We start from the raw sequence: 11,005 nt of genomic DNA, 5'->3' as shown, positions 1-11,005 counted from the left end.
CCGAATTCCTCGTTGTCGAATATCTTGCTGTGGCAGTAGATGCCGTCCTTTTCGCCGTATATGGCATCATTCTTGAACTCGCCGTAAGCCTTCACGATAAGCTCGCGGCATAGGTCGGTTATATCATAGCGCTTGAATCCGATAGACTTCCTGCGCTGTTCTCCGCAGTGTGAAGCGTCGATGAGCTGCACCTTTCCTGCACGGTAGGCAGGCTTGTTCTTGCTCAGCACCCAGATATATGTGCTGATACCCGTATTCATGAACATATCCGTGGATAGCTGGATTATAGCGTCCAGCCAGTCATTTTCAAGTATGTAGCGGCGAATCTCGGAAGGTCCGCTGCCTGCGTCACCTGAGAACAGGGGAGAGCCGTTCTGTACTATCGCCATTTTGCCGTTCTGAGCCAGCTTTGAAAGACCGTTCAGCACAAAGAGCTGCTGACCGTCCGATATTTTCGGAAGTCCCGGAGCAAAACGTCCCAGCTCGCCCTTCTTGGCTTCTGCTTCAACAGCCTTCTGCTCACGCTTCCAGTCGATACCGAAAGGCGGATTCGATATAATGTACTGGAACTGGTATCCGCTGAACTGATCTTCGGACAGAGTATCGCCGTAGCGCATATTGTTGGGATCGCCGCCGCGTATCATCATATCAGCCTTTGCGATAGCGAATGTGGAGGGGTTGAACTCCTGACCGAAGCAGGTTACGTCCATATCGGAGTTGAGGTCGTGGATACGCTCCTCCATACAGCTGAGCATCTGACTTGTACCCATAGCCATATCGTATACTGTCACATTACCGCCCTGAGACAGGTCAGCGTCCGAGAGGAGCAGGTCTGTCATAAGGTAGATAACGTCACGGCTGGTGAAGTGTGCTCCTGCCTCCTCGCCGAAAGACTCAGAGAAACGCTTTACCAGGTCCTCGAACATATAGCCGCAGTCAACTGCGCTTATCTTATCAGGACCGAGGTAGCCCTTCTGCGAATTGAATTCCTTGATAACGAGGTAGAGTGTGTTGCTCTCCACCATACGGTTGATTATTGCATTGAAATCGAACTTTGCAAGCACGTCCTGTACGTTAGCGGAGAAGCCTGCGAGGTAGTCACGGAAGTTTGCCTCAATGTTGTCCGGATCAGCGCAGAGCAGGTCGAATGTGTATTTGCTTGTATTATAAAACTGATAGCCGGAAGCCTTGGTGAGAAATCCGTCGATAACTGCGAAGTTCTTCTTGCTTTCGTATTCCTTCAGCACTGCGTCATGCGTAGGCAGCAGACAGTCGTGAAAGCGCTTCACTACCGTCATAGGAAGTATAACGAGACCGTATTCATGCGGCTTGAACGGTCCGCGCAGCATATCGGCTACGTTCCATATCATAGTCGCTTTCTCAGCGATATTTGTTCCGACTACTGTAAATCTTTCATTTGCCATATTTGTTACTCCTTACGGTAGAATGTATAATAATTCAATTTACATTTTACCACAAATAGTGCAAAATGTCAATATAAACACGATAAAAGAAACATTTTTCCGCCCCAAGTGGGGCGGGATAAACACTAAAGAATATGGCATCAATTACAAATTATTGTAGCTTGTTATAGAAATAACGGGGTTTATCGTCATTACTACTATACCAACTTAGTATTGATTGTTTAAAATGATGATTTTAATGTCTATTTTATTAATGTTTATCAAATTTTATTGAAAACTAAGTGGAATTATAGTAAAATAATACATATCAAACATACATTTGGTGTGCCGTAAATTGCTGAATTTTTTGACACTTTACAACACCAATTATATCATTCCTAGAAAGGAATGTTATTATTCGGAGGGGGAAATGGTGAAGTGTTTAAAATGTCCATATAAACTTGGACTTATAGCTTCTATCAACGCAAGGAAAGCATAAAAAATTGCTTCTCCAGAGGCGGTCTTAGAGGATGGAAAGCAAATAGATGATGTACTTATCAAAATCATAGAATTGTATTAACATCTCAACTAAATGCAGTATGGGAGTTGTTGGCTCAATTACAATAATTGCATTGTTAATTTATCAGTTTACAAAAATGGAATTAGCCGGATATTCCACCAAAGAATGCTTGATTCGAACTGGTAAAACAGCTGTATTATCTTTTTCTGTCCTAGCTCTCTCCATTATTGCCCAAGGAATCTGAGGATGACCAGCTGGTATGATAGTTTCGATTTCAGCAGGAATATTAAATAATGGATATTCAATTTGCAAATCAAAACATGAAAAGAGGTGATAGAGAATCTAAAAATCTACACTGTCTCACTCAATTTTCCAAAGGCAGCCCTCACATAATTGGCTTAGAACGTTCATTATTTGTTATATTCGGTAAAATCTAATATCTTTTTTCAAAGATAGGAGTTGTTTTTATGATTAGAAGAATACTGTCTTTCTCGTTGGCAATAATGCTTGTTACTTTGCTAATTCCTAGTAGCAGAACAATAAATTCATATGGTGCAAGTAAGACAAATGATTATTATGTTAATGATAACGGATTTGCATATAAAGTATTACCGGATAAAGGTTATGCTATAGCAGAGGGTTTTGGAAATAAAAATATCTCAGGTGCTTTTAACTCTCTTCTATTTAATGGAATAAGATCAAGTATTGACGGATATCCTGTTTTAGGGATTGGTGGAAATGCTTTAACCTCAACTAATGTTTCTGAAATAACAATACCAGATACTGTTATACTAATTGACGACGGTTCACTTATGGGAGGGGCTTTTGCTTTTACAAAACTAAAAACAGTATCTATTCCTAAAAGTGTAAAAAAAATAGGCGCAAATGCTTTTTTTGGTTGCGAAAAATTAGAATCAATATATATTTATAATCCTTCTTGTGAAATAATTGATAATGCAATAATGAAAAAAGGATCTACTATTTCAAACGGCAATGGTTTTTCAGGAATTATATATGGTTATAAAAAATCAAAAGCTCATAATTATGCTATAGAAAGTGGATATAATTTTATAGATTTGGAATCTGGTAATGTACTAGTTACATCAATACCTTCAGGTTCAGTATCAACAACAACAACAACAACTACTACTACTACTACAACTACTACAACAACTACTACATCAAAAACTACTACCACTACAACATCCACAACTACTACAACAAGTACAACTACTATAGCAACTAATGATATAGTTGACAGTGGAAAATGCGGTGACAATATAACCTATACTCTTGATGTTAATGGTAGATTAAGTATAAACGGTACAGGAGAAATGAATTATGATTATACACCTTGGAAAGAATACAAGGATAAAATAATAACAGTAGTTATATCTGAAGGAGTAACAACTTTAAAAGGTTTTTATGATTGTCCAAACTTAACCTCAATTTCTATTCCTAATTCAGTTACAATCATAGGTCCTAGTGCTTTTCAAAAATGCACAAGCTTAACCTCCATAACACTTCCAGATTCAATTACAACTATTAAATCAAGCGTTTTTGAAGATTGTAGAAATCTAACGTCTATTTCTATACCAAATAAAGTTTATAGCATTGATAAAAAAGCATTTTACAATTGTAGGAGCCTTACATCTATAACTATACCTGAATCAGTTACAAGTATTGGAGAAGATGCTTTTTCATATTGCGACAGTCTAACTTCCATTTCTTTACCTAATTCAATAACTCGTATTTATAAATCTACTTTTACTGGTTGCCTATCTTTAACATCAGTAGAAATCCCTGATTCAGTTATAAGCATTGAAGCATATGCCTTTCATTTTACAGGACTTAACACAATTACCATCCCTAAGTCAGTTATAAGAATTGAGGATGGTGCGTTTTTTAATTGTGCTAACTTAAAAGAAGTCATTATATTAAATCCCAAATGTGCTATAAAAGAATCTAACAGTACAATTTGTAATTCTAATAAACCAAGTGAAAACATTAATAGTGTTATTTTAAAAGGATATGAAGGATCTACAGCAGAAGGTTATGCCCAAAAGTTTGACAGAACATTTATAGCCATAGAAGCCACCCCTATAACAACTACAAAAACCACAACATCTTATGGCGATGCAAATTGTGATAACAAAGTATCTATCGCAGATGCTGTTGCGATATTACAACATCTTGGAAACCGCGACAAATATGAACTGAAATCACAAGGCATTTCAAATGCAGATGTTGACGGAATAGCAGGTGTAACCGCTAAGGATGCATTTATTATTCAGCAAGTTGATGCAGGAATATACAAGTCTACCGATCTTCCGCTTCGCGCGTAGTAAGAGATTTATAATTTACAATTCATATTATTCAACTGACCGCTCTCAACACTAGAGCGGTCTTTTTCTGCCTTCAGCCGTTATATACAGCCTTATTATCAAAATAGAACCAACACTTCTGCCCGGTTACTTGAGCAACGTGCTGACAGAAAGCATTCATCTCCTCATACCCTGTAACAATCATCTGCCCATTTAAATAGCTAACAGCGTTAATGATAATGTGAGTATGCATACTGCCGCAGTTGGTATCTTTCTGGTGTGTGCAGTACAAGAGCTGAAAACGGTTGAAAAAATATCGAGCACACTCCCGCCCATACCATAAGAGAACACATTGAACCTTTTGTCTGTGAGTTGTTTTAAAACAATAACTGTATAAACTAATTGCCGCCTCAAAGGCGGCAAATACATTATTACACATCAAAAAGTTTATCAGCCGCATCAAGATCAAGAAGATAATACTTCCTGCCTTTCTGACGGTTCTCAATAAGCAGCTTATCAGGTATAAGTCTCAGCCTGCTCCGTAAAGTATTCTCTGAGAGTTGTAACTGAGTGAGGAGTTCTTCACGGGAGATGCCAATATTTGAGAATAACGCTGCCTGAATAAGGAGTCCGTACAGATGGGACATATCGTTCTTATCAGCAGCAGGTAAGCTTCCGATGCGCTGACAGTAGTATTCCCATTTATGCTTCTTCTCTTCAAGAGTTTCCAGCAACTGTTGCAGTGATTTCTCGACGATATCAAGAAACATCTCCACAAACGGCGAGAGTTCTGCTTTGTTGTGAGGAGCGTTACACACTTCAAAATCTTTATAGTATTTTGAGATGTTTTCCTTTACTGTATATGACAGTCGGTATCATATAAGCGGATTGAGCTGACGCGACAACAAATAGCTGCTGATGAATCGGCTCGTTCTGCCATTACCGTCATAGAATGGATGTATATATCCGAACAGGTAATGGAATACGGCTATCCTCATGAAGATATCAATATCATTGTTGTTAAACACGTCAAGGCTCTTATTCATGGTATCAATTATCTTGCTCTCAGGAGCTAATCCTTTGTCAATATAGTTGGTGATTGAATCTTACTCCTGATTGAGAGTTTGCATCAACTGAATGAAAGGCTCAAATAATAATCATCATATTACCATCTAGAAATATAATAAAAGGTGATTATAAAATCATCATCCATTGTTACGACTAGCTGGTCACTTCAGCGGTAACTTCTTTGTTATTTGCATTATCACCAACCTCAAAGGTCAGCAAACAGCATCCTCCCCATAGCGGGGAGGTACTAATATCAATACAACTGTTTGCATTCATATTCAGAATTGTCGTTATAATCTTTCCTGTTCGCTCTTCTATAAAGCATTATTATTTCTTCGGATCTTCGTACTTGATTTCAGTTTTGCAGAAGTTACCGGTTAAGTTGTGAATGAATATTGCTAACTGCCCAAGTTCATAAATGCCGCTGTGATATAGCTTTCCAGTATAGATATCCACAGTGTTTACAACTAAATGAGCATGGTAGAGTGAACCTCCCTGATTTTCCTGGTGTACTGCTGTGATCACCTGGTAATTCTTTCTCAGGTGCTGTGCGATTATCTCTGTAAGATTGCAGGCTGTTATTGCATCATATACCTTGCTTTTATCATAAGACACAACAAGGTGCATAACTGGATTATCGCCAGTTTTTCCGAAGTATTCTTTCACACCATACATCTGATCAAAGGTATGACTTCTATTTGTATCACAAACACCATAGCCTTTGGTCAGTATACGTTTTTCCCCAGGTTCAAGCTTGTCCTTGTATACATAATTAACGCAGTGTCTGAAGTAACCTGCTCCGTCTCCATTATCGGTTATTCGTTTTTGAGTCAGAATGTCCATAACTTATTAGCCTTCCTTTCTAGCAACTTTGCATCTTTTTCCGAATATGGTTTAATCATTCTTATTGCCTCATTGGCAAAGTCCTGAAACTCCGCCATCTTAGATGGTGTGTTGTCTGTTTTATGGTGTATCAGTCTTTCGTTCATCACAGCATTGGGTTTGATACCACGTTCTTTAGCTTCACGAATGATATCATTGTCAGTGTCCTTTGTCATAAGCACCGTACGTCGCACAGTTTTCTTTTCTTCAGGTTTTCTCATTTGTGTATTTCCTTTCACTATATTATAATTAATCCAGAGGGTATGAAGTAACCGGACTAGTCTAGCTCAATGAAGTGTGAAGATGAGGATGAGCGAGGAAGATAGACTAGAGAAGATGCAGTAGTATTAGGAAGCAAGATAGTATAGAATAATGATGCAACAAGCAAGTTGAGGAGTATGAAGACACACACAAATTCACACACCCCATACAAATCTATCCTATGAATACTTCTACAATACTACTTAGAGCTAATTTAATACAGGTCGCTTCGCTCCAGATTAACATATAGTAATACTTTTTTCAATTTATCATCAGTATTCTCCCCATTATATAAATGAAAATCCGCCCGTTATGGGCGGATTCTTTATAACATATTTACCTCTTATTTCTCAGACAGAAGCCGTCTCATATCCGAGATAAACCTCAATTGTATCTTTTCCACCTGTTGAAGTGTAAGCATAGTACTGAAGCACAGTCGAAGCATCCTTGGAATAGATGTTTCCGTCCTTGTTCACATCAGCCGCATTTTTCTCGGCATCGGTCAGAGCCATTGCCACCGCGATGATTTTCCTCAATTTCATCTAAAAACCTCCAATTTGGAATTTTTATACACTAATTATAGAACAAAAAAGCGTAAAGATAAAGTGTTTCTCTGTCATTTCTCGTATAAAAACCTCGATTATGCAACCAAATTCCTATTATTCCAATTTTGTAAATATATATAATTATATTGTGATATAATTTTTTTCATTACAAAAAAAGCATTTTTAGCGTGTTCCACAATATATTCCTATTATTTTGATTTTCTATATGTATATTATTTTAACGGATACATTGCGCGTGTATTCAAAATTAATATAAAGGAGGATCAAAAAATGCCTGGAACTAAGCGCTATTTGACTTGCGGAGTTGACAGCACCATACCGTTGAAAATACAACTGTTCCTATGGGATTGTGTTGAGCATATGCCTGCTCCAAAAGACTATTTGCAGGTATTCGACCTTGAGCAGGTAGGATGTATGCAGTCTATCACTCACCGGAGTGAGGAACCGGAATACCGTAAAGTATACCTGCTTCCGTCTGATACACCTATCACAGAAAAGCTGTACATCATTGATGATGGTGACCACAGCACTATGCTCTTATCAAGTGAATATTAAAAGTAATGCCAGCCCTTCGGGGCTGGCTATCGCTATTTATGGAGGTTTAACGAATGGAAGACAAGAACAAAAATGCGTTATACTGCTCCCACTGCGGAGCACTTATCGACGAGGAAGAAGACTATGAAGAAATAAACGGCGAGATAGTCTGCACAGATTGTTATGAGCACCATACCACAAGCTGCGAGCGCTGCGGTGAGGTTATTTGGACTGAAGACAGTTACGGAGATGAATACACCACACTCTGTCGTCATTGCTACGAGAATCACTACACAAGATGCAGTTGCTGTGATGCCCTACTCCATGAGGATGATGCATACCACCTCGACGGGTATGATTATTGCTGTGAATGCTATCACGATGAAGTCGATAAGAACCGCTCTATCCACGATTACGGATTCAAGCCTGAGCCTGTATTCTACGGCGATTCTAAGCGGTATTTTGGCATTGAACTTGAAATTGACGGAGCAGGCAAGGATAGTGATAACGCTGACGAGATACTTGCTATCGCAAACAGGGGCGAGGAACATATCTACATTAAGGGTGACGGCTCATTAGATGATGGAATGGAGCTTGTAACTCATCCAATGAGCCTTGTCTACCACAAGAATTATCAGTGGGAAGAAATAATGAAAAAGGCTATATCTCTGGGATATCGCTCACATCAGACAAGCACATGCGGTCTGCATATACACGTCAACAGGAGCTGTCTCGGAGATACGCATGAAGAACAAGATGAGGTAATTAGCCGTATATTGTTCTTTGTAGAGACACATTGGGCAGAGCTCCTGAAGTTCAGCCGCCGTTCTGAATATTCTATGAACCGCTGGGCAGCTCGTTATGGCTATGAAAAAACAGGACGTGAGATTCTCGACAAGGCTAAGAAAGGAAACAACGGCAGGTACGCTGCAGTGAATTTAATGAACTACGCAACCATTGAATTCAGGTTGTTCCGCGGTACGCTAAAACATAACACTCTTATTGCGGCTCTTGAACTGGTCAATGCAATCTGCGATATTTCCATTAATCTTACTGATGAAGGTATCGCGAATATGAGTTGGAGCGAGTTCGTATGCACGCTTACCGAGCCTGAACTTATCCAGTATCTTAAAGAACGTATGTTGTACATAAACGAGGATATTAATACTGAGGAGGATATGTGACGTGGGACTTTTATCTGATATTTTTGATATTGACAAAGAGACTGAGCAGGACATCCGAGACATTATAAAGATTATAGGTATTATCGCACTTATAGCAGGCGGAGCAGGTGCGGCAGGAAATGTCTTGGAGCTGCCATTTAACAACGAAAAGGAGGACTAAAACTATGTGTTCATTATTTGGCTGGCTCGATTATCAGGGTATTATGCCGCACAGAATGATGAGAAAATTTACGCAGGCACTTGCTAATGCTGCCGAAGAGCGCGGCACTGACGCAGCTGGTATCAGCTATGTGAGGGACGGCGAGGTAGTTATTTACAAGCGCCCGAAACCTGCTCACAAGCTTCACTTCAATCCGCCTGACGGAACGAGAGCGGTCATGGGTCACACCCGCATGACAACGCAGGGGGATGAGAAGTTCAACTACAATAACCATCCCTTTTTAGGTCACGCAGATATGGACTTCGCATTTGCTCACAACGGAGTTCTGTGGAACGATAAGGAACTCCGAAAGGACAAGCTTATCCCCGATACATATATTGAGACGGATAGTTACGCAGCATGTCAGCTTATTGAAGCACAGCAGATGCTGAACTTCGACAGTCTCAAGTACATGGCTGAGACTATCGAGGGCAACTTCACGTTTACCGTACTTGACGAGCATAATAGCTTATATATTATAAAAGGAAGCAACCCGATGTGTCTGCTGCACTTTCCAGTGCTTGGGCTGTATGTATACGCTTCCACCGAAAGCATCATGAAAAAAGCTTTGAAGCAGGTAGGACTTCACAAATTCGCAATGGAGCGTGTGGAAACTGACGAGGGGGATATCCTTCGCATCGACAAGAATGGAGTTATCACTCGCTCTCAGTTTGAGCCGAAATTATACCGCTCAAAGTATATGGGCTGGTATGATGAAGAGCCGTACTATGGACTGCATGAGGAGTTGCTTCTATCGTACTGCGGATGCTACGGAGTGGACAGCTCAGATGTTGAGCTTCTGCTTGAGTACGGCTATTCTTGTGACGAAATCGAGGATATGCTTGCCGACCATGACCTGCTCCATGAGGTGCTAGCTGAAGTAAAATATATGTGTGGCGAGGATATGTACAAGAAATACTGTGAGGTGTTTTGATGGGAAAGATTGGATATATCCGCGTCTCAACTGAACATCAGGAGACCGCCCGTCAGGAAGCACTGATGAAGCAGTATCAGGTAGAGCGTATCTTCGCTGAGAAAATATCAGGCAAGAATACTGACCGTCCCGAGCTGAAAGCTATGCTCGAATACGTCCGCGAGGGCGATACCCTATACATTGAGAGTATCAGCAGGCTTGGAAGATCTACCCGAGATCTGCTCAACATCATCGATGTACTTCAGCGGAAGAAGGTTACTCTTGTCAGCAGCAAGGAGAACATTGATACCAACACTCCGCAAGGACGCTTTGTGCTGTCTATCTTCGCGGCACTCTCAGAGCTCGAACGAGAACAGACATTACAGCGTCAGCGTGAGGGTATAGCCATAGCCAAGTCTCAAGGAAAATACAAAGGAAGACAACCTTTACCTATCGACTGGGTAAAGTTCGGTCAACTGTACGAGCAGTGGAAGTCTGGTACTATTACTGCTGTATGGTTTCAGAAAGAAATGGGACTGCGAACCAATACTTTCTACCGCAGGCTCAGGGAATATGAGCGAAGAATATAGTTTCAATAGACCATGGTCTATTGAAATACAGAAAAACTATTTCATACAAGTGGTTTTTCTGCTTTTGAAATATTGCAATAAAAAACGCCACCCTATTGAAATGAAACGGAGCCGGATTAAACCGGCTCCCACTATCTATCTCCCATATTTGTAATAATAAGCGGAATTGCATCTATCATTTTTCTTTCGCTGTCCCATGAGAGCTTTCCGAAAAATGATAAGGATTTGAAATGTCCTCTTGAACCTAATCTGTATCCGTTATTTCCGTCAGTTCTGCGGCGGTATAATACCAGTCTGTGGTCAGAGTTATTGAAGTAATACTTGTTGAAATATATGTAAACGGGTATCTCTTCGCAGCCGTATCTGAAACGTGTACCGACTCCGTCAGGATTCCAGCCGAAGTACAGATAGAAAAGCTTAGACGCCTTAAACGAAGCATAAACAGGCTGTTTGTTTTCCTTCAAGGCGTCTATTATTTCTTCGGATGTGCGGTAAAGCTGATTTCTCTCTGAGAGTTGCTTCTCGATCTCGCTTTTGAGATCAACGACTGAATGACTGTCC

14 protein-coding genes are annotated in these 11,005 nt (G+C 40.2%); 6 read left to right on the top strand and 8 right to left on the bottom strand.

The window, feature by feature from the left end:
• Window positions 1–1,424, bottom strand: a 1,424-nt coding sequence (locus BMX22_RS15300) for a type I restriction-modification system subunit M (RefSeq protein WP_074743485.1), incomplete at its 3' end; no start/stop codon positions are given.
• Between the two features lie 966 nt (window positions 1,425–2,390).
• On the opposite strand from BMX22_RS15300, the gene BMX22_RS15295 reads away from it, so the two are divergent.
• The gene (locus BMX22_RS15295; RefSeq protein WP_074743483.1) at window positions 2,391–4,268 is read left to right on the top strand and encodes a leucine-rich repeat protein; all 1,878 of its coding nucleotides are present in this window, start codon (window positions 2,391–2,393) and stop codon (window positions 4,266–4,268) included.
• Between the two features lie 73 nt (window positions 4,269–4,341).
• Here the strand turns inward: BMX22_RS15295 and BMX22_RS17090 are convergent, their stop codons facing one another.
• The 6 genes from BMX22_RS17090 to BMX22_RS15265 form a co-directional block, all read right to left on the bottom strand.
• The gene (locus BMX22_RS17090) at window positions 4,342–4,686 is read right to left on the bottom strand and encodes a relaxase/mobilization nuclease domain-containing protein (protein WP_413777963.1); all 345 of its coding nucleotides are present in this window, start codon (window positions 4,684–4,686) and stop codon (window positions 4,342–4,344) included.
• Window positions 4,679–5,023 (bottom strand): hypothetical protein, encoded by a 345-nt coding sequence (locus BMX22_RS15285; protein ID WP_143055561.1) that lies wholly within the window; start codon window positions 5,021–5,023, stop codon window positions 4,679–4,681. Before BMX22_RS15285 ends, BMX22_RS17090 begins: the two co-directional genes overlap by 8 nt.
• Window positions 5,024–5,122: 99 nt before the next feature.
• On the bottom strand, window positions 5,123–5,335 hold the full coding sequence (locus tag BMX22_RS15280; protein ID WP_318259784.1) for a Fic family protein: 213 nt from the start codon (window positions 5,333–5,335) through the stop codon (window positions 5,123–5,125).
• A gap of 307 nt (window positions 5,336–5,642) precedes the next feature.
• Window positions 5,643–6,158 (bottom strand): relaxase/mobilization nuclease domain-containing protein, encoded by a 516-nt coding sequence (locus BMX22_RS15275; protein ID WP_074743477.1) that lies wholly within the window; start codon window positions 6,156–6,158, stop codon window positions 5,643–5,645.
• The gene (locus tag BMX22_RS15270; protein WP_074743475.1) at window positions 6,146–6,418 is read right to left on the bottom strand and encodes a hypothetical protein; all 273 of its coding nucleotides are present in this window, start codon (window positions 6,416–6,418) and stop codon (window positions 6,146–6,148) included. The genes BMX22_RS15275 and BMX22_RS15270 overlap by 13 nt, the downstream gene beginning before the upstream one ends.
• Window positions 6,419–6,808: 390 nt before the next feature.
• Window positions 6,809–7,000, bottom strand: a complete 192-nt coding sequence (locus tag BMX22_RS15265; protein WP_074743474.1) for a dockerin type I domain-containing protein — start codon at window positions 6,998–7,000, stop codon at window positions 6,809–6,811.
• A gap of 294 nt (window positions 7,001–7,294) precedes the next feature.
• Here BMX22_RS15265 and BMX22_RS15260 point away from each other — a divergent pair, with 294 nt between their 5' ends.
• Genes BMX22_RS15260 through BMX22_RS15245 form a run of 5 tightly spaced genes read left to right on the top strand, consistent with a single transcriptional unit; the run spans window position 7,295 to window position 10,444 of the window.
• The gene (locus BMX22_RS15260) at window positions 7,295–7,579 is read left to right on the top strand and encodes a DUF960 domain-containing protein (RefSeq protein ID WP_074743472.1); all 285 of its coding nucleotides are present in this window, start codon (window positions 7,295–7,297) and stop codon (window positions 7,577–7,579) included.
• Between the two features lie 53 nt (window positions 7,580–7,632).
• On the top strand, window positions 7,633–8,742 hold the full coding sequence (locus BMX22_RS15255) for an amidoligase family protein (RefSeq protein ID WP_074743470.1): 1,110 nt from the start codon (window positions 7,633–7,635) through the stop codon (window positions 8,740–8,742).
• Between the two features lies 1 nt (window position 8,743).
• Window positions 8,744–8,902, top strand: coding sequence for a hypothetical protein (locus tag BMX22_RS16660; protein WP_177173049.1), 159 nt, complete (start codon window positions 8,744–8,746; stop codon window positions 8,900–8,902).
• A gap of 4 nt (window positions 8,903–8,906) precedes the next feature.
• A complete protein-coding gene (locus BMX22_RS15250; protein WP_074743468.1) occupies window positions 8,907–9,875 on the top strand; it encodes a class II glutamine amidotransferase in 969 nt (322 codons plus the stop codon).
• Window positions 9,875–10,444 (top strand): recombinase family protein, encoded by a 570-nt coding sequence (locus tag BMX22_RS15245; protein WP_074743466.1) that lies wholly within the window; start codon window positions 9,875–9,877, stop codon window positions 10,442–10,444. The genes BMX22_RS15250 and BMX22_RS15245 overlap by 1 nt, the downstream gene beginning before the upstream one ends.
• A 131-nt stretch (window positions 10,445–10,575) precedes the next feature.
• Here the strand turns inward: BMX22_RS15245 and BMX22_RS16655 are convergent.
• Window positions 10,576–11,005: hypothetical protein (locus tag BMX22_RS16655; RefSeq protein ID WP_177173048.1), on the bottom strand; the 430-nt coding region annotated here is incomplete at its 5' end.

Origin of the sequence: Ruminococcus sp. YRD2003 (assembly GCA_900109435.1) — a bacterium.
Lineage (GTDB): Bacteria > Bacillota > Clostridia > Oscillospirales > Ruminococcaceae > Ruminococcus > Ruminococcus flavefaciens_G.
Note: the sequence above shows the minus strand (reverse complement) of the source record. Positions and strands in the feature narration are given on the sequence as shown.

Excerpts from the sequence above, each read along its gene's own strand:
- BMX22_RS15270 (WP_074743475.1), bottom strand. The coding sequence starts at position 6,418 with ATGAGAAAACCTGAAGAAAAGAAAACTGTGCGACGTACGGTGCTTATG.
- BMX22_RS15295 (WP_074743483.1), top strand. The coding sequence starts at position 2,391 with ATGATTAGAAGAATACTGTCTTTCTCGTTGGCAATAATGCTTGTTACT.
- BMX22_RS15265 (WP_074743474.1), bottom strand. The coding sequence starts at position 7,000 with ATGAAATTGAGGAAAATCATCGCGGTGGCAATGGCTCTGACCGATGCC.
- BMX22_RS15250 (WP_074743468.1), top strand. The coding sequence starts at position 8,907 with ATGTGTTCATTATTTGGCTGGCTCGATTATCAGGGTATTATGCCGCAC.
- BMX22_RS15245 (WP_074743466.1), top strand. The coding sequence starts at position 9,875 with ATGGGAAAGATTGGATATATCCGCGTCTCAACTGAACATCAGGAGACC.
- BMX22_RS15255 (WP_074743470.1), top strand. The coding sequence starts at position 7,633 with ATGGAAGACAAGAACAAAAATGCGTTATACTGCTCCCACTGCGGAGCA.
- BMX22_RS17090 (WP_413777963.1), bottom strand. The coding sequence starts at position 4,686 with ATGTGTAATAATGTATTTGCCGCCTTTGAGGCGGCAATTAGTTTATAC.
- BMX22_RS15275 (WP_074743477.1), bottom strand. The coding sequence starts at position 6,158 with ATGGACATTCTGACTCAAAAACGAATAACCGATAATGGAGACGGAGCA.
- BMX22_RS15260 (WP_074743472.1), top strand. The coding sequence starts at position 7,295 with ATGCCTGGAACTAAGCGCTATTTGACTTGCGGAGTTGACAGCACCATA.